Below are 25,769 nucleotides of genomic sequence, written 5' to 3'. Positions count from 1 at the left end.
ATGAAGAAATTAAAAAAGTTCTTAATCTCTTTTGCAACAGTATTATTGAGCTCTGTTGTATTTCCGGTTGCATGTTATGCAGAAGGAAAGTTGAATGTCAATTTAGACGGAAACAATATGCAAACTGTTGAAATTGTGATTATGTTAACATTAATTGCACTCATTCCAACGATATTGATTATGATGAGTTCGTTTACACGAATTATCATTGTCTTATCTTTTTTGCGGAATGCGCTTGGCCTTCAACAAACACCTCCTAATCAGGTGTTGATAGGAATTGCGTTGTTTCTTTCTTTATTTATTATGTCGCCGGTTATAACCGAGATTAACAAAACTGCCTATGAGCCATATCAAAAAGAGCAAATAACCCAAGAACAGTTTTTGGAAAAGGCCCAAGTTCCTCTCAAGAAATTTATGTTAAAGCAAACAAAAAAAGAGGAAATCAATTTGTTTGTGAAACTTTCAAAAACTGAAATTGTGAAAGATAATAATGTTGATAAATTAAGTAATGAGGAATTGTTGCAAAAGCTTCCGATGACAGTTGTAACCCCTGCTTTTATTATCAGCGAGTTAAAGCGAGCCTTTATGATCGGATTTTTAATCTTCATTCCATTTTTGATTATTGATATGATTGTATCAAGTACGTTAATGTCGATGGGTATGATTATGTTACCACCGGTTATGATATCGCTTCCATTTAAACTATTACTTTTTGTTTTGGTTGATGGATGGAGTTTACTCATTAAAACACTGGCGTTAAGCTTTAACTAAAAAAGAAAGAGGCTTCCAATATGTCAACAAATGAAGTTATGAGTGTACTTCAACAAGCAATGTTAGTAGCAATTAAGGTTGCGGCTCCAATTTTGGTTATCAGTATCTTAATTGGTCTTGTAATTTCTATTTTTCAAGCTGCAACGCAAATTCACGAGCAAACCTTGACTTTCGTTCCAAAATTATTAGCAATTGCTTTAATACTGATTTTGCTTGGCCCATGGATGATTGAAACCATGATGGACTTTACGGTTTACATATTTGATTCAGCATTAAAGCTGATATAGAATTGCAAAATGATATTTAAACCATTTTTTAAAAAACGAATATGGTTGTTTTAAACGCAAATCAGTATATATGTTAATTTACCTTATGGATTGGGGTGGACAATGCAACTAGATTATGATTTTACCCTGCTATTATTGGTATGTATGCGAATGACAGGATGTATCATGTTTAATCCGATATTTGGTCGAAGAAATATTCCAATGACAATTAAAATCGGATTAACGGTATTACTTTCTTTGTTTGTGTATGGCTTACTCCCCGAGGGAACAACAACCGAAATCACTTCAGCACTTATGCTTTCCATTTATATGGTCAAAGAGCTGGCAGTTGGATTTGCAATTGGTTTTATAATTAACCTGTTCTTATCTGTACTAATAGTAGCTGGAGAGTTTATGGATATTCAAATAGGATTATCCATGTCGCAAATATATGATCCAGCAAGCAACGTTTCTATGCCAGTATCTGCATCCTTGTTGAATGTACTCATGATGATGGTTTTCTTTTTATCGAACTCCCACCTAACGCTAATGCAGGTGTTTGTTCATGCAGGACAAGCATTGCCATATAATGAGCTTACAATTTCGCCGCAGGTGTTTGAAAATTTAGCCTTGTTGCTCTCAAATATTTTGATATATGCTGTAAAAATGTCAATGCCCCTACTTGCAGCAGAGCTTGTCACAGAAATTGGCGTGGGATTGATTATGAAAGCAGTGCCACAGATTAACGTATTTGTAGTAAATCTACAATTAAAAATCTTAATTGGTTTTGTAATGTTATTTGTGTTAATACCACCATTCGCATCGTTTTTTGAACGATTACTGACATTAATGTTTGATAATATAAATCAATTGTTGGGTGTTATGACCTAAAGAAACAACTTGGTATCAGCCTTTTTGGTTTTGAAAATGAAACAAGCCTCATAAGCTAAATTTGTATCAAGCGTTACTTGAACCTAGGGGGGATATATTTGCCAGGGGACTCTAAAACCGAAAAAGCCACCCCCAAGAAGAGAAAAGACGAACGAAAAAAGGGTAATGTTTTTCAAAGTAAAGATATAACAACAGTAGTCTCAATTATATGTATCTTCTATGGAATTAAGCTTCTGTTTCCGTTTATCTATAATACAATCAGAAACTTATTATTAAAATATATTTCCTATATTAAAACAGTTATTTCGCTTGATGTTAATAACGTAATGGATATTTTATTGGAATGTATGACTGCTTTTTTTTCGATTCTTGCACCAATTGCGTTAATAGCAATGATTGTTGGTATCATTGGATCGGGTGCACAAACGAAATTCATTATTTCCTTTCAATCCATAAAGCCTAAGTTTTCCAATCTTAGCCCGTTAAAGGGTATAAAAAAGATGTTTTCACTTAATTCAGCTGTGGAGCTGATTAAATCAATTATAAAAGTAGTAATTATATCCTATGTTTTGTATTCCGGTTTTAAAGGCATTACCAAAGACATAACGAAATTAATGGCGGTATCATTAAACGAATCCATACTTTTTATTTTTGATGCAATTATGAATCTTGTCTTAAAAATATCTTTGGTATTTGGTGTTATTGCATTATTTGATTATCTCTATCAATGGTGGAACTATGAAAAGAACATGAAGATGTCAAAGCAAGAATTAAAAGAAGAATATAAACATATGGAAGGTGACCCTCAAGTTAAGGGTAAAATTAAAGAAAAACAAAGAAAAATATCAATGTCTAGAATGATGCAAGCAGTCCCTACTGCAGATGTTATCATTCGTAACCCAACCCATTTCGCAATCGCATTAAAATATGATTTAGAGAAAGATGCAGCACCAATGGTTGTCGCAAAAGGACAAGATTATGTTGCACTTAAAATAATAGAAATTGCTCAAGTACATCAAATTCCGATGACAGAAAATAAACCATTAGCACGTGCTCTTTATGCTACAGTTGAACCTAATATGCCGATTCCGGCAGAGTTTTATGCTGTTATTGCGGAAATCATGGCTTGGGTATATACACTAAAACAGAAAGAGTTGAAACGATGAAGAAAATATTAAATAACTTGATAGCCGTTGCAGTCGTTTTGATTGTATTTCTGATTATTGTTCCTTTGCCGGCGTTTATGTTGGATGTTATGTATGTAATCAACATTACGCTGTCTTTGATGATTTTGTTAATTACCATGTACATAAAAGAAACGCTTGAATTTTCAGTGTTTCCTTCCATCTTGCTGATTACAACATTGTTCAGGCTTGGATTAAATATTTCTTCAACTCGTTTAATCTTAACCAAACAAGGTGAAGCAGGACAAGTAATTAAAACGTTTGGTAGCTTCGTTTTATCTGGGAATATCGTAGTTGGATTTATTGTATTCTTAATTATCGTATTAGTACAATTTATTGTAATTACAAAAGGTGCTGAGCGTGTTGCAGAGGTATCTGCACGTTTTACATTAGATGCAATGCCGGGTAAACAGATGGCAATTGATGCTGACTTAAGTTCTGGTTTAATTGATGAACAGCAAGCGAAAATCAGACGTGAAAATATCCAGCGAGAAGCCGAATTTTTTGGCTCTATGGATGGTGCTACGAAGTTTGTTAAAGGTGATGCGATTATGTCAATCATCATTACTTTTATTAACTTTATTGGTGGTACGATTATCGGTATGGTACAAGGTGGGGCTTCTTTTACTGACGTATTACATATTTACTCTATTGCAACGGTTGGTGACGGATTGGTTGCCCAAATACCTGCCTTATTGATTTCTACTGCAACGGGTATGATTGTAACTCGTGCAGCATCTCAAGAACATTTGAGTACAGACATTACCAGACAGTTTATGGCACAGCCGATTTCTTTGATTATTTCAGGTATTGCTATTGCGGTTCTTGGCTTAATACCGGGTATGCCTTGGTATATCTTTATTCCGTTTGGTGCGCTTTTAGCCTTTATGGGGTATAAACTCATACAAACTCAAAAGCAAGAAAAAGCTAGGGCTTTCGCAATGGAATCTACGGCTGCACCTGTTGAAAATGCAGTAGATGAGGGCGAATATTATCGCAATATTGATAATGTATATAATCTACTCCAAATTGATTCGATTGAAATGGAGTTCGGATATAGCTTATTGCCATTGATTGATGAAAGAAGCGGTTCGAGCTTTATTGAACGTTTGGTTATGTTCCGCAGACAATTTGCATTGGAAATGGGCGCAGTTGTTCCGGAAGTTCGACTCCGAGATAATGGATTTTTGAATCCAAATCAATATATTATTAAAATAAAAGGCGAAGAAATCGCAAAAGGCGAAATTTTAGTTGATTATTATTTAGCTTTAGATCCGGGTGGAGTATCGGGTACAATTGATGGTATTGATACGATTGAGCCGGCTTATGGTATTCCAAGTAAATGGATTACTCAAGATAAAAAAGAGCTTGCCGAAATATACGGTTATACGGTTATTGATCCGCTATCGGTTGTAATCACACATTTGTCCGAGGTCGTAAAACGCCATGCACATGAGTTATTATCTCGTCAGGATGTAAATCAGCTATTGGATACTGTTCGTAAATACAATACAACACTCGTGGATGATGTCGTACCAAATATTATTTCATTTAGCGGATTACAAAAGATACTTGCTAACTTATTAAAAGAAGGTGTTCCAATAAGAGATATAGAGACGATATTAGAAACATTATCGGATTATGCACCATCGATACGAGATACTGAGTTGTTAACGGAATATGTTCGCCAAGCATTGAAACGTACCATTACAAGAAAATGGTCCGACGGCGGTCAAATTCGTGTTATTACATTAGATAGTGAAGTGGAAAAAGTAATCCTAAACGCAATCAATAAAAATGATCAAGGAACCTATCTGGCTTTAGATCCACAAATCATTCAAAAAATTGTATCAAATTTGTTGGATTGTATCGCAAAAGTCAAAGAAGTCATCCAAGTTCCAATTATATTAACTTCACCGGTTGTAAGAATTTATTTTAGCAGAATGCTTGAGCAATTCTATCAAGATGCAGTTATTCTATCATTTAACGAAATTGATATCAATGTTCAAATACAAGCTCTTGCAAACGTTACACTTGACTAATACTAACAAACATAAGAAGGGGTGATATGGATGCAAGCGCTAAAGGCTGAAACTTTACCAATTCAACATTATGACTTATGGAAAAAATACGAGGATACGCAGAGCGTAGATATCCGTAATACGTTAATCACTCTATATAGCCCTTTGGTTCGTCAAATTGCATTAAGAACTACGGGAAGTTACCAATATGTAAACTTCTTAGATGATTTAATCAATGAAGGCATTATTGCTTTATTAGATGCAATAGAAAAATTTGATTTATCGAAAAATGTTAAATTTGAAACATTTGCTTCCATAAAAATAAAAGGAGCCATGATTGACTTTATTCGAAGACAAGACTGCTTTCCTCGAAGAGTGAAAAGAATGGCGAAAGTGCTTGCGGAAGCAGAATCCGATTTATGCAACAAGCTTGAGCATCATCCCTCTCAACAGGAACTTGCAGATCATTTGAATATGACTGTTAATGAGTTGGGTAAGCTGCAGCTTGAAGTGTATTCTTTAAATGTGTATTCTTTTGAGCAAGTAGTTTATGAAAGTAATGCAGAAAATACACTTGCTGAACTTTTTACCTCTCATTCGGATAGTCCTGAACAACGATTAGCCAATCAAGAATTAGCAACAACCGTTGCGAATGCAATAGAATCATTAAAAGAAAATGAGAAGTTAGTTATTGCATTACACTATAAAGAGCAACTAAAGATTAAAGATATTGCAAATATTCTAAATATCAGTGATTCCCGTGTATCTCAAATTCATTCAAACGCATTAAAAAAGCTAAAAGCGGTTATTGAACAGTATATTACGAACTAGCTTTTAGCTAAAAAGAAATGGAGGTTGTTTTATGACACGAGGTTTTTATAATTTGAGCTCCAGTATGATGACACAAAATAGAATGTTATCTGCAATCAGCAATAATATTGCAAATGTAAAAACGCCCGGATTTAAAAAAAGCAAGATATTAACAAAAACTTTTGATGAGTTAATCATCAATCGAATTGATGGAAATACAACGCCTATCGGAAAAACTTCAATGTTTCGTACTGCGGATATTTCGGCAACCGTTCATTCACAAGGAACAGTCGAACAAACTGACCGTACATTAGATTTTTCGATAACAGGACAAGGCTTTTTTGCAGTTCAAAATCAAGCCGGCAATACTGTTTATACTCGCTCAGGAAGCTTTAATGTCGACAATGAGGGCTATTTAATATTGCAAGGTGTTGGCAGAGTATTAGGTGAAAACGGACCGATTCGGTTGGGCACGGATCAAGTTACAGCTGATGAACGTGGAAATATATACAATGAAAAAGGAACTGCAATCGGAAAGCTTGCACTTTATGATTTTGCGGATTATAAAAATTTGTTAACGGTTGGAACAGGGCTTTTTTCAGGAGCTAATGCAACAAAAGTTCAAAATCCATCCATTATGTGGAAATCAGTAGAAGGCTCCAACGTAAATATTGGGGAAGAGTTATCAAGCTCTATTGCTACACAACGTGTTTTACAAAGTGTTTCTCAAGCAATTAAAATGTATGATTCAACATTGGGAAGTGCCGTTACTCAAATCGGACGTATTAACTAATAGAGAGGAAGTTATTTATGATTACTGCATTCTATACTGCTTCAACAGGAGCTGTTCAATTGCAAACAGGACTTGATGTTGTTGCAAACAATATTGCAAACGTTTCTACATCCGGCTATAAAACTTCCAAAACAACTTTTGCTGATTTGGTTTATACCAATCTTCGTCAGGCACAAGGAGATAGCAATTTAAAGGTAGGTCATGGCACAAAGCTTTTAAAAACAGATGTTTTGCACCAACAAGGAGCTTACCAAAATACAGGAAGACTGTTAGATTATGCGATTCCATCTGATAATGGCTTTTTTGCATTAGAAACAGCAAATGGCATTCAATATTCCCGCTGTGGTAACTTTGAGTTGACAAAAGCTGGGGATAAGTTTTACTTAACTGGCGCACAAGGCGGATTTGTTTTAAACTCTAAAGGGCAACGAATTGAAGTGAAGAATGAAGAAGATAACCATGATATAGGTGTGTATACATTTGCAAATAATGGTGGATTGGAAATAGAGGGCGGATTATTTTTTAAACCAACTGCCGCTTCAGGCGCAGCACAACAAAACAAAGATATTGTTCCAACAAGGGGTTGCTTGGAAAATTCAAACGTAGATTTAACGCAATCTATGGTAGATATGATTGAGGTACAACGCGCATTTCAGTTAAATACAAGAATAGTGCAAATTTCAGATGAAATAATGCAAACAGTTAATGCATTAAGATAAAACAATCATAATATTGGAAAAGAGTTGAATTTCAATGGCGGACTATAATGAATCGAACCCAAACAACACAACTGAAAATTCTGAACTGTCGCCTAAGAGTGAAGCGGAGAGGTTACAAGAACAGTTGCAACAACTTGCCCCACCCGAAATTAACTTGAGGGTATCTAGTGATAATCTTGTTGCCTATATTCGAGTAAAACTTGTAGACCAAAGGCAAACAGTCGCTGTAGAAGACATACAAAATGTTTTAAACGAGCAAGGCATTACATATGGTATAGATACTGAGGCGATTCAAAACTTTTGTGAAAAACGATTGTTCTATAGTGAATTGACAGCCGCACGAGGCATTGCTCCAATTGATGGGAAAAACGGAACGATTACCTATTCTTTTAAAACGGATGAATCCATTCGTTTAAAAGAAAATGAGAATGGTATTGTTGACTATAAGGAATTAGGTACAGTACAAAACGTAAATAAAGGTGATGTATTGTGTACGGCAACACCTGCTATAGATGGTGTAGATGGTATGAACATCTTTGGAGAACCTATTCCGTTTAGGCAAGGTATTCCCGGTGAAGTACATCCGGGAACACACACAGTTTTATCTGAAGATCGAATGTCTGTTTTAGCAGAAATAGATGGATCAGTAGAATTACGAGGTAAACTGGTATGTGTGAATGATGTTTATATTATCAAGGGCGATGTGAACAGCGCAGTTGGAAATATAGACAGCGTGGGTTCCGTTATTGTTCAAGGCGATGTTAGAGAAGGTTTTACCGTTAAATCAAAAAAAGATATTACTGTAAAAGGTATTGTGGAAGGTGCTACTTTAATCGCCGAAGGAAATATCAACATTATGAGTGGTATGAACGGAATGGGTATCGGTAAGCTGCAAGCTAAGGGCAATATTATCAGTAAGTACATAGAGAATACAAGCGTTGAATGTGATGGAGATGTTTATGCAGATGTATTGTTAAATAGCAATACGAATGCAAAAGGCTCTGTTATATTAAAAGGAAGCAAAGCAAGCATAATAGGTGGTGTATGTCAAGCGGGTGTTATGATTTATGCTTCCTATATTGGTGCGTCAACCAATGTGCAAACAATTATTATACTAGACAGCGACGAAATTAGAGAATGTATGACTCCTGATTTTATTCGATTAAGAAAAAATTTAGAGCAAGTTCAATCTAAGATAAACGGCAAACAATATGTGCAACAGCAGTTGCAAGATAATATTCGTTTATTATCTCGGAGTATGGGCGATCCACAAGCAAAGCAAGATTTGAAGCAAGCAATGATGGAAAAGAATAAAGTAGCCGGTGAAATTATTGAATTACAAAAAGAACTTGAAAAAGCGCAAGAGGAAATGAATCGACCATATGCATTTAAAGTTATTGCATTAAAAAAAGTGTATATTGGTACTAAAATTAACATCGGATATTTATATATGAATATTTCCGAGGAATATAGTAATACGAAATTTTACGCCGATGGACATGATTTAACAGCAGGGCAAATTCTTCCGTCAGAGAAGCTATAGTGTGCAGTATAAGCTAACTATGAACTATGGTGGTAGAAATTTTATATATTTGGAGAGGGCAATATGAAAATTAACAACTTAGAGCAACTCAATGAAATGCATATTGACGTTTTAAAAGAAATAGGAAATATTGGAGCAGGCAATGCAGCTACTTCTCTTTCCGAAATGTTAAACTTACCTGTTGATATGTCGGTTCCAAAGGTGAAAATATTAGATATTAAAGATGCAGGTAGTTTATTGGGCGGCCCGGAAAACGTAATGGTGGGTATCTTAGCAAAGTTTATTGGCGATATTGAAGGCATTATGATGTTTTTAATTGAAGAAAAATTTGTTGGAGATATTATTGAAAAGTTAATGGGCGAGCATGTTTCGTTTTTAAAAGGACTTAGTGAAATGGAACTTTCTGCAGTTTCAGAAATAGGCAATATATTAACGGCATCATATATCAATGCAATCTCTTCCCTAACAGGACTTAACATTAACATTTCCGTTCCTGCAGTAGCGGTAGATATGGTTGGTGCACTTTTAGCTGTTCCTGCAATCGAACTTTCTCCGGCATCAGATCAGATTATTTTTATTGAAGGCGTTTTATTGGATTTAGACCAATCCGTCTCATCAAATATCCTACTGGTTCCTACGTTAGAATCCTTAAATATTATGATGACAAGATTGGGTATTGAGTTATGAGTGAGATAATTACAATTGGCATTTCAGATATGAATATCACAACAGCACCAAATACGTTAGTAACTTTTGCATTAGGATCATGCATAGGAATTTGTTTATACGAACCTATTTTAAAAATTGGCGCATTAGGCCATATTATGCTACCTAATTGTCCGGATATTAAAAATGAAAAGAACGTAAATAAATATGCTGATACTTGTATTCCGCATATGTTGGAAAAGCTGCAGGGTTATCAATGTCAAAAAACAAGGTTGAAAGCAAAAATTGTTGGTGGAGCAAAAATGTTTGAGGTTTCAGGAGATTCAAGCTTTGGAAATATTGGCGCACGCAATATTGAAGCAGTGAAAAAGGTTTTGCAAGAAAATCGCATCCAATTATACGCAGAGGATACAGGGTTGAATTTTGGACGAACAGTATATTTTCATGTCGATACCGGAGCGGTTGAAGTCAAATCATTTAATCGTGAAACAAAAATATTATAAGATATGCCGATACAAAGTTATCCACACTTTCGTATCGGTTTTGTTGAAAATTTGGGAGCGTACGGCTACTATCGATGTATTGTTGCATTGGAATGTATCATACTAGAGCGAAATAGAAATTAAAAACTTCTTTCATATAAAAATCAAACCCAGAAGTAATCTACTTCTGGGTTATGCTATAAAATAGCATAATTCACCTTTGAAGGCTAAATCCCTTTTCATTTATATTTATTTATGTTATACTATACTGTAATAGAAATCCAAATTAGGGGAGTGTCATATAGATGGCTAAAATAATTGCATTCGCCAATCAAAAGGGCGGTGTGGGGAAAACCACTACTACTTGTGCCATTGCAGCAGGCTTAAAAGAAAAAGGAAACCGTGTGCTTTGTGTTGACTTAGACCCGCAATCCAATCTTTCTTTTAGTGTAGGTGCGTGTTCTGAAGATTGTGCAACAATATATGATGTATTAAAGGGCGATGTTAAGCCTTTGTTTGCAATTCAAAGAGCAGGTGTTTTTGACATTATATCTTCAAACATATTATTAAGTGGCGTTGAGCTTGAATTTACCCAAACAGGAAGAGAATATTTATTAAAAGAAGCGCTTGCTACCCTCACTTCAAAATATGATTATATTTTAATTGATACCCCACCCGCATTGAGTATATTAACCGTAAATGCGTTTACAGCAGCAAATGGTATTATTATACCTATGAATGCGGATATTTTTAGTTTGCAAGGTATCGCACAATTATCCGAAACGGTGGATAAAGTGCGCAATTATTGTAATCCCAACCTTAAGCTTGAGGGAATTGTATTAACCAAGTTTAATAAAAATACGGTGTTGAGTAAGGATATCTTGGGCACAGCTCAGCTGATTGCACAAGAATTGCATACGCATCTGTTTGTGAGCACAATACGTTCTAGTGTAGCAATTATGGAAGCACAAACAAATCAACAAAGTATTTATGAATATGCTCCAAATAACAATGCGGTTATGGATTATAAATCGCTTGTTGAGGAAATGTTATCTGTTGGTATTTAGTATTCTAGCTATTGATTAGAAAATGTGCCAATGAGAAAGGCGTGAATTCTGAAATGGCAAAAGTGAAAAAGGCTTTTGATAAAGAACTGATGTATAAAAAAATAATGCCGTCAGCATCAAAACAATCTTCGGAAGAACCCGAAGATAAGGAATCCCAAAATCAAATTCAAGAAATCAATGAATCGCAAAAGCTTGAAAAAGCTGTAGCACAAAACGGGGCAGCTTTATTTCAAAATAAAGAGATTAAATGGATTAACGAAAATCCCGGTGAATCCATTTTATATAATGTAACGGAACGATTAGTAATGAATCGATTGGAAATTGCATTGAAAAAGATGAACTGTTGTCGATGTGACCGATGCAAAAAGGATATTGTCGCGCTTACGCTAAATAATCTTCCCCCACTATATGTGGTTTGCACCAATGATGAAATTGACAGCTTATTAGAGAAAAATGAGAAGCTTGGATTGCAAGTAACTTCGGCAATCTTAAAAGCAATTTTAACCGTTCGTAAAAAACCGAGACATTAAAATAGAGCCCTAGTTTTCAAAAGAAAACTAGGGCTCTATTTTATTATAGTTATTAAGCGATTAAATTCTTCTTATGCCATTTATCGCCTTTAAATCGAATTTGGAATATAATTGCACGAGCTGCCCATTCAACACCCATGCTAATCCACATTCCATTTAAACCTAAGCCTAATGTAATAGCAAGAATATAACCTAAAGCAACACGAGCAATCCACATAATAACCAATGAAACGATAGAAGTAAATCCTGCGTCACCGCCTGCACGTAGAACGCTTGGCATAACATAAGATGATGACCAGAAAAATGGAATTGCAATGACACCGATTAACATAGCTTGGTGAATCATTGGGATGATGGTAGCAGATGGGTTGGATAGCTTTATAATCAACGGCATAAACGGATATAAAACTGCTACGCTGATTAGCATACAAACTGTTCCAAGTCCAATTAGCTTTTTGCCGTATTTTTTGGCTTGCTTGATATCTCCCGCACCAATACATTGGCCGACAACAGTGATTGCTAATGTTGCAACAGCAAATCCTGCACTATAAAATAAGTTAGAACCAGATGAAGCAATTGCATCAGCAGCAATTGCAGATTGACCTAATTGAATCATATAAACTTGGGTTAACATTCTTCCTAAGTTAAAGAAAACTTGTTCCAACGAAAACGGAATACCAATTTTAATAATTGCTTTTTGTATTGACCAACGGAACTGAAACATATCTTTTAATTTTAAAGTTAAGATGTCGTTAGGTCGTAATATCAAATATAAAGCAATAGCACATCCAATAAAGCGAGCAAGATTCAAAGAGATTGCCGTTCCAAGAATATCGAGTTTGCAAATGTTGATAAACAAATAGCTTGCAAATAAGTGGATGACGTTTATGACGATTGTTAAACGTAAGCAGGTTTTTGTGTCACCCACACCACGTAAAACGTTAAATATACCATTGAAAATAGAAAATGCAGGATTGGATAAGCAAATTCCTATCATATAGTTTTTTGCTTTTAATTTAACAGTGGGGTCGGCACTATGAAACAGGGTATTGATGATTGGTTCAGCAAACAAAATTAAAATCAAGCTTCCAATGGTTGCAACAAGAAAAGTGGTTAATACAACTTGACCTGCGGCTCTGCGCATTTGCTTTTCGTCGCCTTTTCCTTTATATTGGGCAACTATAACTGTGCCTCCTGCACTAACAGAAGAAAACAACGCCACAATTAAAAAAGTAATTGGACCTACAAGTGTTACCGCAGCTACAGAGTCTTCGCCGGAAGCACTAATCATAAACGTAGTAAGGGTACCAATAAAAAAGATAAAAAACTGATCTAATATTAAAGGGACAAGCATTGAAAGTATTTGTTTATATGTAAAATGCTTGCTCCCTAATTGATTGGTTAGAAAATGAGAAAGACGTGTTTCTTCATTTTGACTTTTAAATTTCGTAAAAGGTTTCATAAGCATATCCCATCTTTATTCTATATTTATATCTATCATTTCATTATATAGACCAATTTAGTAAAAGTAAAGGAATTTAGACAATTTGTTATATCATTTACCAATAAAAAAACGTTAAAAATAATGAACCCATAACCTGCTGTTTTCATAAGATGTAATGTGATTAGAATATACGGGTTACTATTGAAAAAGGAGTAGTTATTATGATTCAAAACAAAACAATATTAGTAGCAGGTGGCGATTTAAGGCAAATGTCCTTAGCAAAGCTTTTTGATAAAAATAATAAAGTGTTCTGTGTCGGGCTTGAACAAGGAAGTGGAATTTCTCATTTAAAGACTACTGTGGATGAATTGATTATGAAAAATGTAGCTTTTGACTACATAATATTACCAATGCCAGCAAGTCTTGATAATAACACAATAAACTGTCCTTTTAGTAGTAAAAATTTATTGATAGATGATGTACTGTGTTTAGCAGATGAAAAAACCGCTGTATATGGCGGTAAGCTATCCTTAAATATGAAGCAGCATTTAGAAGAGAAAAAGCTTTGGTATTTAGATTATTTGGATCGTGAAGAGTTAGCAGTGTTAAATGCTGTTCCTACTGCGGAAGGTACCATCCAAATTTTGATGGAAGAGCTGCCAACTACCGTTTATGGAACACGCTGTCTGTTGATTGGTAATGGCAGAATTACAAAAGTATTGACGCCACGTTTAATTGCCATGGGTGCAAAGGTAACGGTGAGTGCAAGAAAGTATTCAGATTATGCTTGGATTGAAATAGCCGGAGCAAAAGCAATTTCAACGCATGATATTGCATCCCATATTTTAAATCAAGATGTTGTAATCAATACTGTACCAGCAATGGTATTAAATGAAGAGATTTTATCAAAGGTTGATGAAAACTGTTTGTTGATTGATTTAGCATCAAAACCGGGTGGAATAGATTTTACAATTGCAAGAGAAATGGGATTAAAAACAATTTGGGCACTTTCACTTCCAGGAAAAGTAGCGCCAGTATCTGCAGGAAAAATTATTTATGAAACAATCCAAAACGTTGAGGCTGAGAGGAGGATACATCTTGACTAAAATAAAGTTAGGCTATTGCTTTTGCGGCTCTTTTTGCACATTTAAACAAAATATTGAAATAATGCGAGAGCTTTCAAAAAAGTATGATATTCAACCAATCATGTCCTTTAATGCAGCTTCAATCAACACTCGATTTGGAAAAGCAGCAGATTTTATTGCCGAAATGGAGTCAATTTGTAAAAAGCCAGTAATCCGTACAATTGAAGATGCTGAGCCAATTGGACCAACGCATATGACCGATATTATGTTGGTGTCACCTTGTACAGGAAACACTTTGGCAAAACTAGCAAATTCGATTACTGATACCCCTGTTACTATGGCGGTTAAAAGCCATTTGCGCAATCATCTACCCGTTGTATTAGCAGTATCCTCAAATGATGCGTTAAGTGGGAGCGCAAAAAATATTGGAATATTACAAAGCTTAAAATATATGTATTTTGTTCCAATGGGTCAAGATAACCATAAAATCAAACCATGCTCTTTAGTTGCAAGGTTTTGTGATATTGAAAAAACGTTAGAGGCAGCGCAAAACGGCAAACAAATAGAGCCAATGATACTTGGACCATATTTAAACGAAGAATAGCATTGACAAAATACTATTATAAAAATATACTGGTACTCATAAGTTAATTTACTATAACCAGAAAGTGGGGATAACTTTGAGTACTATTTTTATGTCCAAAAAAGAAATTCCAGTCCGTTATGAATATGATGTAGTGATATTGGGCGGTGGAACAGCTGGTGCAATTGCGGGAATTGCAGCAGCAAGAGAAGGTGCAAAAGCACTCATTGTGGAACGTTATGGGTGCTTAGGCGGTAGCCAAACTATGGCATTGGTTACACCAATTATGCCTGAGGGTATGAAAGAGGGAAATGCAGAAAGCTCAATTAGCAAAGAAATCCGCTTGCGTTTACAAGCAAAGGGCTTTGCTCATAAGTATGATGGCAACAACAGCAGCTGGTTTGATACAGAGATGTTAAAAGTCGAACTTGAAGAATTAGCAATAGAAAACGGTTGTGATTTGCTTTATCATACTTCATTTGTAGATGCGGTTATGGATGAACAAAAGATAAAAGCCATAATTGTAACAAATAAGGCAGGACTAGAGGCAATTACGGCAAAACAATTTATTGATTGTACAGGAGATGGAGATTTAGCGGTTTTGGTTGGAGCAGGCTATACAAAAGGCAATCAAAACGGAAAGAATCAATCGGTATCACTTCGCTTTGAGATGGTGGGCGTTGATATGAATCGCTTTGGTGAATTTCTCGAGCAAGGTGGACAAGCAGACGGATATACTCGTCCTCCATTGCTTTCAACATATCGAGGTAACTTGAGCAAAACGCTTGATCGAGTTTTAGAAGAAAAATGCAAAGAAGGATATGTAACAGAGCAAGATATTCATTATGTTCAATTGTTTTCTATGCCGGGTAATCCAACAGCAATCAGTTTTAACTGTCCGGAACTGGGAGATAGCAAAAATGCAATTGATCCTATTTATATGACCAAGAAATCCATAGAAGGCAAGCAATCCATTGTGCGCTTGGCAACTTGCTTTCAAAAGTTTATTCCTGGATTTGAAAATAGCTCTATTGGACAAATTGCTCCAATGTTGGGTGTTCGTGAAAGTCGTAATATCGTAACAGAATATCAATTAGGTATTGATGATGTTATGAATTACACAAAATACCCAGATGCAATAGCTATGAGTGATTATGAAATTGATATTCACGGAGCAAAAGATGAAGCACTGACTCAAAAATCGTATAATAAGTCTTTACCGTTAAATGAACAGTACTTCACTATTCCATATCGAAGCTTGATTGTAAAGGGTATTGATAACTTGCTTGTTGCAGGTCGCTGTGCAGGGTTTGATTTTTATGTGCAATCCACTGTACGAGTACAACACACATGCCGTTATATGGGGGAAGCAGTAGGAATCGGTGCTGCAATTGGAGCAAAGGAAAACAAAGCAGCAAACCAAGTAGATGGCGCAATTGTTCGAGAGAAAATGATTACATACGGTTCTGATTTAAGATAGAAAAAGCTCCCCAAAAGGGGAGCTTTTTCCGATTGCGAGGTAGCATGCTAAGTGAGTTTTATATAAAGAGAACGATGATATCTATGTAATATTATCTTGTTGAAAATATAATTTCACTTGCTTAATCAATATATCAATTAAGCGCTGCTGATATTTGTCTGTTGTTAATAGTTGTTCTTCTTGTGGGTTTGATAAAAATCCGCATTCAACAATAACGCTTGGTTGTTGGCCATATGCTAATAAAATATATTTATCTTTAATGTAATTTAATCTTTTATTTAGCTCTTTATTAAAAGCTTTTTGTAAAAAATCCGCTAAAGCAACTGACTGTTCAGTTCTACATATTATTTGAACACCACTTATCTGGCTATTATCTTCATTAAAATTTTGATGAACGCTGAGTACCATGTCAGCATTTGCTTTTTCAATCATATTTCCACGGTTTTCTAATTCTAACTTAGTGTTGGTTCCTAATTTCTGTGTAATTTCTTTTGTTCTTGTCATAATAACTTCAACACCCATTTTTTCGAGGGCATCTTTTAGCTTATAGGCTATCATTAAATTTAGATTTGCTTCATAGGTTTTATTATTTGGGCTGATTGTTCCGGGATCTTTTCCACCATGCCCTGCATCGACAACGATTCTTTTGCCTGATAATGGTGCATTTGATGTTTTTACAGCAGAAACGGTTTTCTTTTGAGATTGGGTAATGGGAGCAGGCTTGTTTTGGGCTAAGCTATTGGCTTTGTAGATTTTCATACAAGAAGAAACCAAAAGAGTTATTGCTGAGACTATAATACAAATACTTAATAATAAAAATCTATGTCTATTTTTCTTTTTGATATATTTTCTGGATAGGGGACGCCTATTTTGTAAATGTTCGTTCCTGTTTACCACTTTCATCACTCCTAAAAACTACTAGATTGGGTTTGCAAATTCATGATACAAGATAAATGCATCAATTTTGTATCGTTTTCGTATCATTGTAGCTGAATTTAACAGGTATATATTTCCTTTAAAACGGATTTGATTGGTTTTTAAATAATAATTCTAATTATGCAACCACCTAAAGAATTGTTGTTACGGATATTTTTTTGTTACTTCCAATTTCTGATTTTACTGCATATAATGAAGCAATCAAGTAATAGAAAAGAGGTTACATAATGATTTGTGTTTTTGGCACAGAAGAGCAAGAAGTAAAGATGCTGTTGAAAACGGCTCAAATATTTAAAGTTTGTAAAAAAGATGGTATAACAATCTATGAAACGTTACTGAGTGGTAACAGTGTCATTGTCGCAGTTATTGGCTATGGAAAAGTAAATGTAGGAAGAGGTATTGGCGTTGTTTTAGGAAACTATCCAATAACCCAAATAATTGGTGTTGGAAATTGCGGATCTTTAATAGGAAATAATGCACCACCGGGGACGATGGCAATTTCATCAAATGCATTGCAATATGATGTAGATTTTAGCGCAATCGGCTGCCCCGTAACCGTACTTCCTGGAACACGTTGCGGAACAACGTGTGCGAATAGCAACATGATAAAAGCGGCACAGAATGCTTGTAGAACAAATGAATATCAATTTACAACAGGTAGATTTTGTACAGCCGATATGTTTGTATCCAATACAGTAAAAGCGAAAGCAATACGATGTACTTTCTGCGGCGATTTTGTAGATTGCGAAGTAGGTTGTATCGGAGAAGTTGCTAATTCAAGTAATATTCCATTTGTTTGTGTAAAAGGTATCTCAAATACAGCAGATAATAATGCTGCAAAAATGTTTGATGCAAATCAATGTAAAGCAAATGATGCAGCTTGTAGAGTAGCAATTACTTTAATCGAAAATTTAATGAGTGAAACTAAGCAAAAAACTTGTCAATAAGAGAAGCTTCGACTTTTGATAAAGTAAATGATTGCAAAATATAAGCTGAGCTTCCCTTAAAGGGAAGCTTTTTTGCAGCTGAATAGATAAGCTATACAGTTATACAAAAGCTATTTATGCTAAATAATTGGAATAAGATACTTCTTGTATAAGCATCGAATATAATGATATAATAGCGAATGTACAATTAGAAAATATAAGAAAGCGCCAGAACCTGTAATACTAATTATCTTTGCAATTATTCTTTAATGATTTTAAATGAAATGAGTATGCATACAGGTTGACGAGGATTGATGTTATCGAAAATTCGGCGGATGCATCAACGGCTGACACAGTCGAAAGCACCTACAAAGAAACGGAGCAATGCGTTAGACAAAAGGGTGAATTAGTGTTATTGAAATAGCAAACGAAGCATAATGGATATTTCATTATGCCTTTGTTGTTGTATGCTAAAATACATATATATCAATAAAATTTTCTTTTTGTACATAATAAAATAAAAAGGAGATTTTTTATGTGTGGAATTGTCGGCTATGTAGGTGACAAAGATTCGGCTACAGTATTAGTGGACGGATTAAGAAAGTTGGAGTATCGAGGTTATGATTCCTCAGGTGTTGCTATTTTTGAAGGAACAGACATTAAGGTAGTGAAAGCCAAAGGAAGGCTTGACGATTTAGAAGAGAAAATGGAAAAAGAGTATCGTCCGAAAGGCACCTGTGGAATAGGTCATACAAGATGGGCAACTCATGGAGAGCCATCTGATGTGAATTCACATCCTCATGGAAATAAAAACGTATCCATTGTCCATAACGGTATTATTGAAAATTATTTAGAATTAAAAGCAAAGCTTATTCGTAAAGGCTATGAATTTGAATCAGAAACCGATACGGAAATTATTGCAAAGATGATTGATTATTATTATAAAGGCAATCCATTTGAAGCAATCAAAAAAGTAATTACTGTATTAAAAGGTTCATATGCATTAGGAATTATTTTTCATGATTATCCAAATCAAATCTATGCAGTAAGAAAAGATAGTCCGCTGATTATTGGGATTGGGGAAAATGAAAATTATATCGCATCGGATATTCCTGCAATTTTAAAGTATACAAAAAATTATTACTTAATAGAAGAAAATGAAATTGCAACAATAACAAGAGAAAACGTTTCGATTGTTAATTTAGATCAAGAGCCTGTTTCAAAAGATATTTTTACTGCTGATTGGGATATTGAGTCAGCAGAAAAGGGTGGATACCCTCATTTTATGTTAAAAGAAATATTTGAACAACCCGAGGCTTTGCGGAAAACCGTTTCTCCAAGAATAAAGAACGGTTTACCTGATTTAGGAGTAGAAACACTTACAGACAGCTTTTTAAAAAGCGTTCAAAAGATTCATATTGTTGCTTGTGGAACTGCAATGCATGCTGGTTTAATAGGTAAAAACGTAATCGAAAAGCTATGCAGAGTGCAAACGGACTGCGTAATTGCTTCTGAATTTCGGTATAGCAATCCCATTATCAATCAAAATGATTTGGTCATTATTATTTCGCAATCAGGAGAAACAGCTGATACATTAGCAGCTTTACGACTTGCAAAGCAAGCAGGAGTACACACTTTGGCAATTGTAAATGTTGTTGGTTCTTCTATTGCTCGTGAAGCAGATAGTGTAATTTATACTTGGGCTGGGCCGGAAATTGCAGTTGCAAGTACAAAGGCATATACAGTGCAAATGTCAATTATGTATTTGTTCGCATTCAAACTTGCACTGGTGAAAGAAACGGTATTAAAAGAAAGTATAGCAGAGTATTGCAAAATGCTGCAAATGATTCCCGAAAAAGTAAACGAGATATTGGAGCATTCTGAAAAATGCAAATATTATGCATCTCGTTTTCAAAATGCAAATGACTTATTTTTCTTAGGGCGTGGAATAGATTATGCTCTTTCACAAGAAGGCTCATTAAAGCTGAAAGAGATTTCATATATTCATAGTGAAGCTTATGCTGCAGGAGAATTAAAACATGGAACCATTTCGTTGATTACAGATAATGTTCCTGTAATTGCAATTGCTACGCAAGCTCATTTGTTTGAAAAAACAATCAGTAATATAAAAGAAGTAACAACACGTGGTGCAAAGGTTTTATTGATTGTAAATGAAAGCTTTTCGGTGAATGAAGAGGTTGCAAGGTATCTATTACGTTTGCCTAGTGTGGATGAAATATTTATGCCACTTTTGGGAGTAATACCGCTACAACTATTTGCTTATTTTACTGCTGTACTTCGTGGATGTGATGTTGATAAACCAAGGAATCTTGCAAAATCCGTAACAGTAGAATAACCTTTACATTAAAACAAAAAACTCCCCGACAAGGGGAGTTTTTTCATAATTGCGACTAAACCTATAAGCCGAGTTCTGTCCACATTGAAAATCAATGTTGTATCGTAATCTATCTTTGCACATAGTTGCCTATATGCTCGAAGCGGTTTTTAACGAAGTTAAAAACTTTGCTTACTGCCACCCGTCAAGACCGTCGGACCAACGATAACATCTTAGTCGGTGTTGCATCGGATAGGGTTTACATAGCCACATACTCTCGTATATGCTGGTGAGCTCTTACCTCGCCTTTCCATCCTTACCTGAATCATCAGGCGGTATCTTTCTGTTGCACTAGCCCTAGAGTCGCCTCCGGCTGCCGTTAACAGCTATCCTGTCCTATGATGCTCGGACTTTCCTCGCAAGAAAATCTTGCGCTACGATACAGTTTACTCGCAAGTATTATTTTAGCTTAGTTCTTGTGTTCTGTCAAGGTGTTCAGTTTCCAGTTATTTTTCCTCAGCGTCACATAAACTTTCTGCAATCATTTTGGAAATTATTTTTGCATATAAAATTCCATTTTGAGAGGTTGGAACTGCAAAAAGAATATTTGGATAATCCTCATATTCGCCAATGAAAGGAAGTAAATCTTCGCTTTGCGGATATTGACCGTCATAGCGGTATGCAATTTGCAAATCATCAATTGCAACAAACATGTCATCTAACAATAGCTCTAGCTCACGATATTTTCGTTCCACTAATTTATCAATTCCAATTACTTTTCCAATACGACCTTGCTTATTCATCAAAGAACAATCTAAGCCGCTAATGATAATGCGATTGTCAGCGGTTGTTCGAATATGAATGTTCTTATCCATGTTTTTTAAAATAGCTCTTGATTGATATCCGGAAAAATGAGAAACCGGTTGTGTTGCTAATGAAAACGAAGTTTTTTTGAAAATTTCTTTTGATAGATAAGATTCTTGTCGGTAACCGATTGCCATTACTACTTTCTTTGCATGAATCGTTTTACCGTATGAAGTAGTAAGTACTACTTCATTATCTTCATTTTCGATGGAGACAATAGTAGTATTTTCGTAAATACGTGCACCGAGATCTTCTGCTTTCTCAACAAGAGCATGGCAAAGCTTATATCCATCTACTTCTCCGGCAAGGTTCTTTGCAAGGATACCTGCTTGAATATCAAAAGAAAAATAATCTCTTGCATCAGCTTTTTCTAAGAATTCAACATCAAATCCATTATGCCTTCTCATGAGATACTCGGTATGCAGTTTATCAATTTTATCAGCAGAATCTGTATATAAAAAGCCATCTCTTCTTGCAAAATCAAAATTATTTAAGTCAATAGAAAGCTGCTCTATTTCATTTAAGGCATCATTACATTGACGGAAATAATAGAGTGCTTGATCTTTTCCAACACTTTTGCTTAGTTCAGTCAGCATAATCTCATTTTGATATTGTAATGCTGAGCTAGAAACACAAGAAGAGGAGTAGCCAATTGGTTTTTGGCTTACTAAAATAGCATCTATTCCACACTTGTTTAAATCATAAAGACAGAATGCACCCGTAATTCCTCCGCCAATGACTACAACTTCACAAGTCTCGTTATAGCTTAACCAAGGGTATTGGCAAGGTACTTCGTTTAAATCAGCAAATAAAGATGTATTTTTTATTTCGTTACAATTACATTGCATAGTAACAATTCCTTTCTGTTTTGTGCCGTTTTTACTATTTTTGTAGCAAAAATGGGACAAAACGCTGTTTGAAATATAGTTTCAAACCAGGCTTTTTTCGTTTATATGCTTTAGTATGTTCGTAGATTGTTAAAATATGCAATTTTGATAAATATACATCTATTTCTGATTTGTTTTTAAAAAATTTTATTACTTTACTTCTCCGCCGCCCCACTCAATAACTGAAAATCCTTTGCGCTCAAACTGGGTGAGTGGTTGCTCCTCTATTTCAATTGGTTTTGATAATGGTTTGTATGCCATGAATACACGCAATACGCTATCAGGTTTTGGAGTAATGGTTAGTTTCGCAGAATTTGTATATGCTTCTTCTTGGAATGTAATCAAGTTATATGGATTCTCTTGCAAAATCGGTAACCAAAATACGATAAATTCGTTATACTCTTTTGGAGTTAATCCGAGGTATGCTAATTTTTCTTGTAAGAATGTTGCAGTCTCTTCACCTTTCACAACAAACCCTTTCCTCATATCGTATTTCGATTTGCTTTTGCCTTCCCAAAAGAGATATGAGTATTCTTTCCCGTCAGCCTGGTTTATTATCGTTCCATTTGGTTTGGCAAGTACATTCCAACCGTTGTTATATGGTGGATAAGTGCAAGTGAGCTCGCCGCTGTAATCCAGCTTTACTTGAACATTGGTTTCTTGCTCGGGGTAGAGGTAGATGACAGGTTTTTTATTACCTGTTGTACGTGCACTTACTACATATAGATACAGACCAGTCAAAAGGCCGATAACTAAAAGAATCCCTGCTACAATTAATATAATTTTGTGCTTTTTCATAACATACCTCCATAATAATTTTATATTGATAAAATGATGCAGGATATTGGTAGGGGCGGATAGCATGTCGATGTCGTTAACTTATGGGCAAAGTTAGTGCTAACCCAACCTCTCCCGTCGACTTCCGTCGACACCTCTCCTAAAGGAGAGGCAAGGCTTCTCCCAGGTGACTGAGAGGGTTGTTTTGCAATAAAAATTTTCCTTAAGTTAATGATATTGATAGCATCCACCTATTAGCGAGAAAATCATCTATCGCCCACTGCGTGCCGCCCTCTTTTTAAAAGAGGGCAAAGAGAATTACTGATATTATCTTTATCTTACTACATACACAATAGGATGTAAACACAAAGAACTACAAAAAAAGTCAGGACTTTTTTGTCCTGACTTTTCGTTATTATCTTGCTTTTGATGCAATTTCTTGTAGTAATTTTACGATTAAATCGTCAACTTCCATTTGACCTTGGTCTCCATCTTTACGAGAGCGAACGCCAACAGTTTCTGCTTCTACTTCTTTGTCGCCAAGAACAAACATATAAGGAACTTTTTCAAGCTGTGCTTCACGGATTTTATAACCGATTTTTTCGTTTCTATCATCAAGCTCTACACGAATACCAACGTTTTGGAGTTTACGCATAAGCTCGTTTGCATAAGCGTGTTGTCTTTCACCGATTGGTAATATCTTAGCTTGAACAGGAGCTAACCATAATGGGAATGCACCTGCATATTTCTCGATTAACAATGCAAGAGTACGTTCATAACAGCCAAGAGAGGTTCTGTGGATAATATATGGGTTTTTCTTTACGCCATCTGTGTCAACATATTCCATGCCGAATTTTTCAGCTAGAAGTTGGTCAATTTGAATGGTAATCAAAGTATCTTCTTTTCCATGAACATTCTTAATTTGAATATCAAGTTTTGGACCATAGAATGCAGCCTCACCGATACCCTCTTCGTATGGAATTCGAAGATGCTCTAAAATATTTCGCATAACGCCTTGTGCTTCATCCCATTGCTCTTTTGTACCGATATATTTTTCTTTGTCGTTAGGGTCCCACATTGAAAAACGATAAGAAACATCTTCATAAAGACCTAATGTTTTTAACATATAAATTGCAAGTTCCAAACAGCCCTTGAATTCATCTTCTAATTGGGCAGGTGTACACATTAAGTGACCTTCGGAAATTGTAAATTGGCGAACACGAATTAAACCGTGCATTTCACCTGAAGCTTCGTTTCTGAACAATGTTGAGGTTTCGTTTAAACGCATCGGTAAATCACGATAAGAACGACCTCTGTTTAAGAAAGCTTGATATTGGAATGGGCAAGTCATCGGGCGAAGTGCGAAAACCTCATCGTCTTTTTCTTCGTCACCTAAAACGAACATACCATCTTTGTAATGATCCCAGTGACCGGAAACCTTGTATAAATCGCTTTTAGCCATCAAAGGAGTTTTGGTTAATTGCCAGCCTCTCTTTTGTTCTTCGTCTTCAACAAAACGTTGTAATAATTGAATGATACGAGCACCTTTTGGTAGAAGGATAGGCAAACCTTGACCAATTAAATCAGAAGTTGTGAATAATTCTAATTCACGACCTAGTTTGTTGTGGTCACGTTTTTTTGCTTCTTCCATTCTGGTTAAGTGTTCTTCTAATTGAGAAGCCTTTGGAAATGCAGTTCCGTAAACACGAGCTAATTGTGCTTTTGTTGCGTCTGCTCTCCAATATGCACCGGTACATTGTGTTAGCTTTACAGCTTTTAGTGCAGAAACGCTCATCAAGTGAGGGCCGGCACAAAGATCAATAAAATCGCCTTGTTTATAGAAACTGATTGGCTCGCCTTTATCTGCGTGTTCTTTCGCAAGTTCTACTTTGTAAACCTCGCCTTTTTCTTCTAATAGCTTGATTGCTTCTTCTGGAGAAAGCTCCATTTTCGTTAGCTCTAAGCCTTCTTTAACAATTTTTTTCATCTCAGCTTCGATTTTATCTAAATCAGCAGGTGAAAATGGCTTTTCAACATCAAAGTCATAGTAGAAGCCATTATCAATTGCAGGGCCGATTGCAAGTTTTGCATTTGGATAAAGACGTTTTACTGCTTGTGCCAATAAGTGTGATGCAGTGTGCCAGAATGTTTTTCTTCCATCCTTATCATCAAAGGTTAGAATAGCGACCTCACAGTCTGCATTTAGTTCTGTACGTAGGTCTTTTAGCTCGCCGTCAACAAGACAAGCACAAGCTGCTTTATAAAGTCCGGAGCCTAAAGATTTTGCAATTTCAGCAACAGTAGTATTGTTTTCAAACTCCTTTACTACGCCGTCTTTTAGTGTTACGTTAATCATAATATTTCTTCCTTTCATTGGATTTTCCATTATATATGGATGTCTATTAAGATGTGGTCATGGGAAAGGGCATAAAAAAACACCTCATCCCATCAAATAGGGATGAAGCGTATCGCTCCACGATTCCACCCAAATTGCCTGATAAAAATTCAGACCAACTCATTATACTTATTTGCGTTTAAAACAACATTCATCATTTTTAAAAAAGCTTTCGTTTATGTGGTTTTTTAAAAATTCAAAAGAGGTTTTAACGCAAAGTAGTATTAAACTGCAATAACGGGCAGTTTAGCTCCCGATACGGTTATTCCTAATAGGTTGCCGTATACTCAAAGGGTGGTAATTTTCTTCTGTTC

Annotated in this window: 23 protein-coding genes and 1 other RNA gene; 18 read left to right on the top strand and 6 right to left on the bottom strand. The window is 35.4% G+C overall.

The window, feature by feature from the left end:
- The 13 genes from fliP to RBG61_RS06040 all read left to right on the top strand — a co-directional run bounded on the left by fliP (position 1) and on the right by RBG61_RS06040 (position 11,743).
- Positions 1-771 carry a flagellar type III secretion system pore protein FliP gene (gene fliP / locus RBG61_RS06100; RefSeq protein WP_373889729.1) on the top strand — a complete coding sequence of 257 codons (771 nt, stop codon included), beginning with the start codon at positions 1-3 and terminating at the stop codon, positions 769-771.
- A 20-nt stretch (positions 772-791) separates the two neighbouring features.
- A complete protein-coding gene (fliQ, locus tag RBG61_RS06095) occupies positions 792-1,058 on the top strand; it encodes a flagellar biosynthesis protein FliQ (protein WP_307946767.1) in 267 nt (88 codons plus the stop codon).
- Between the two features lie 102 nt (positions 1,059-1,160).
- The gene (fliR, locus tag RBG61_RS06090) at positions 1,161-1,928 is read left to right on the top strand and encodes a flagellar biosynthetic protein FliR (RefSeq protein WP_307946765.1); all 768 of its coding nucleotides are present in this window, start codon (positions 1,161-1,163) and stop codon (positions 1,926-1,928) included.
- 98 nt (positions 1,929-2,026) lie between these two features.
- Positions 2,027-3,094, top strand: a complete 1,068-nt coding sequence (flhB, locus tag RBG61_RS06085) for a flagellar biosynthesis protein FlhB (protein WP_307946762.1) — start codon at positions 2,027-2,029, stop codon at positions 3,092-3,094.
- The gene (gene flhA / locus RBG61_RS06080) at positions 3,091-5,154 is read left to right on the top strand and encodes a flagellar biosynthesis protein FlhA (protein ID WP_307946760.1); all 2,064 of its coding nucleotides are present in this window, start codon (positions 3,091-3,093) and stop codon (positions 5,152-5,154) included. The genes flhB and flhA overlap by 4 nt, the downstream gene beginning before the upstream one ends.
- Positions 5,155-5,184: 30 nt before the next feature.
- A complete protein-coding gene (locus RBG61_RS06075) occupies positions 5,185-5,964 on the top strand; it encodes a sigma-70 family RNA polymerase sigma factor (RefSeq protein WP_307946757.1) in 780 nt (259 codons plus the stop codon).
- Between the two features lie 31 nt (positions 5,965-5,995).
- Positions 5,996-6,736, top strand: a complete 741-nt coding sequence (locus RBG61_RS06070) for a flagellar hook-basal body protein (protein WP_307946754.1) — start codon at positions 5,996-5,998, stop codon at positions 6,734-6,736.
- Between the two features lie 17 nt (positions 6,737-6,753).
- Entirely contained in the window at positions 6,754-7,455 is a 702-nt protein-coding gene (locus RBG61_RS06065) for a flagellar hook-basal body protein (RefSeq protein ID WP_307946751.1), read from the top strand.
- A gap of 34 nt (positions 7,456-7,489) precedes the next feature.
- Complete coding sequence (locus tag RBG61_RS06060; RefSeq protein WP_307946748.1) at positions 7,490-8,998, top strand: DUF342 domain-containing protein; 1,509 nt, start codon at positions 7,490-7,492, stop codon at positions 8,996-8,998.
- Positions 8,999-9,061: 63 nt separating this feature from the next.
- The gene (locus RBG61_RS06055) at positions 9,062-9,685 is read left to right on the top strand and encodes a chemotaxis protein CheC (protein WP_307946746.1); all 624 of its coding nucleotides are present in this window, start codon (positions 9,062-9,064) and stop codon (positions 9,683-9,685) included.
- The gene (locus RBG61_RS06050; RefSeq protein WP_307946744.1) at positions 9,682-10,167 is read left to right on the top strand and encodes a chemotaxis protein CheD; all 486 of its coding nucleotides are present in this window, start codon (positions 9,682-9,684) and stop codon (positions 10,165-10,167) included. Before RBG61_RS06055 ends, RBG61_RS06050 begins: the two co-directional genes overlap by 4 nt.
- Positions 10,168-10,451: 284 nt before the next feature.
- Positions 10,452-11,213 carry a ParA family protein gene (locus RBG61_RS06045; protein WP_307946742.1) on the top strand — a complete coding sequence of 254 codons (762 nt, stop codon included), beginning with the start codon at positions 10,452-10,454 and terminating at the stop codon, positions 11,211-11,213.
- A 41-nt stretch (positions 11,214-11,254) separates the two neighbouring features.
- Entirely contained in the window at positions 11,255-11,743 is a 489-nt protein-coding gene (locus tag RBG61_RS06040) for a late competence development ComFB family protein (RefSeq protein ID WP_307946739.1), read from the top strand.
- A gap of 52 nt (positions 11,744-11,795) precedes the next feature.
- On the opposite strand, the gene RBG61_RS06035 is transcribed toward RBG61_RS06040, so the two are convergent.
- Positions 11,796-13,205 (bottom strand): MATE family efflux transporter, encoded by a 1,410-nt coding sequence (locus RBG61_RS06035; RefSeq protein WP_307946736.1) that lies wholly within the window; start codon positions 13,203-13,205, stop codon positions 11,796-11,798.
- Positions 13,206-13,408: 203 nt separating this feature from the next.
- On the opposite strand from RBG61_RS06035, the gene dpsA reads away from it, so the two are divergent.
- From dpsA to RBG61_RS06020, 3 genes are all read left to right on the top strand, one after another.
- Positions 13,409-14,293, top strand: a complete 885-nt coding sequence (gene dpsA / locus RBG61_RS06030) for a dipicolinate synthase subunit DpsA (protein ID WP_307946735.1) — start codon at positions 13,409-13,411, stop codon at positions 14,291-14,293.
- Positions 14,286-14,876 (top strand): dipicolinate synthase subunit B, encoded by a 591-nt coding sequence (locus tag RBG61_RS06025; protein ID WP_307946733.1) that lies wholly within the window; start codon positions 14,286-14,288, stop codon positions 14,874-14,876. Before dpsA ends, RBG61_RS06025 begins: the two co-directional genes overlap by 8 nt.
- A 76-nt stretch (positions 14,877-14,952) precedes the next feature.
- Positions 14,953-16,335, top strand: a complete 1,383-nt coding sequence (locus RBG61_RS06020; protein WP_307946732.1) for an FAD-dependent oxidoreductase — start codon at positions 14,953-14,955, stop codon at positions 16,333-16,335.
- Between the two features lie 81 nt (positions 16,336-16,416).
- Here RBG61_RS06020 and RBG61_RS06015 read toward each other — a convergent pair whose 3' ends face one another.
- Positions 16,417-17,094 (bottom strand): N-acetylmuramoyl-L-alanine amidase family protein, encoded by a 678-nt coding sequence (locus RBG61_RS06015; protein WP_307946730.1) that lies wholly within the window; start codon positions 17,092-17,094, stop codon positions 16,417-16,419.
- A gap of 404 nt (positions 17,095-17,498) precedes the next feature.
- On the opposite strand from RBG61_RS06015, the gene RBG61_RS06010 reads away from it, so the two are divergent.
- Entirely contained in the window at positions 17,499-18,218 is a 720-nt protein-coding gene (locus tag RBG61_RS06010) for a 5'-methylthioadenosine/S-adenosylhomocysteine nucleosidase (RefSeq protein WP_307946728.1), read from the top strand.
- A gap of 514 nt (positions 18,219-18,732) precedes the next feature.
- Positions 18,733-20,553, top strand: coding sequence for a glutamine--fructose-6-phosphate transaminase (isomerizing) (gene glmS, locus RBG61_RS06005; RefSeq protein WP_307946727.1), 1,821 nt, complete (start codon positions 18,733-18,735; stop codon positions 20,551-20,553).
- 48 nt (positions 20,554-20,601) lie between these two features.
- Here glmS and rnpB read toward each other — a convergent pair.
- From rnpB to thrS, 4 genes are all read right to left on the bottom strand, one after another.
- Positions 20,602-20,985, bottom strand: an RNA gene (gene rnpB, locus RBG61_RS06000) — RNase P RNA component class A.
- A 53-nt stretch (positions 20,986-21,038) separates the two neighbouring features.
- The gene (locus RBG61_RS05995; RefSeq protein WP_307946726.1) at positions 21,039-22,244 is read right to left on the bottom strand and encodes an NAD(P)/FAD-dependent oxidoreductase; all 1,206 of its coding nucleotides are present in this window, start codon (positions 22,242-22,244) and stop codon (positions 21,039-21,041) included.
- Positions 22,245-22,433: 189 nt separating this feature from the next.
- Positions 22,434-23,081: a hypothetical protein gene (locus RBG61_RS05990; RefSeq protein ID WP_307946724.1), complete on the bottom strand. Its 648-nt coding sequence runs from the start codon at positions 23,079-23,081 to the stop codon at positions 22,434-22,436.
- Between the two features lie 394 nt (positions 23,082-23,475).
- Positions 23,476-25,416: a threonine--tRNA ligase gene (thrS, locus tag RBG61_RS05985; protein ID WP_307946722.1), complete on the bottom strand. Its 1,941-nt coding sequence runs from the start codon at positions 25,414-25,416 to the stop codon at positions 23,476-23,478.
- Between the last annotated feature and the right edge of the window lie 353 nt (positions 25,417-25,769).

Source organism: Paludicola sp. MB14-C6 (assembly GCF_030908625.1).
Classification (GTDB): Bacteria; Bacillota; Clostridia; order Oscillospirales; family Ruminococcaceae; genus Paludihabitans.
The sequence above is the reverse complement of the archived record's forward strand: the minus strand, read 5'-3'. Positions and strand labels throughout refer to the sequence as shown.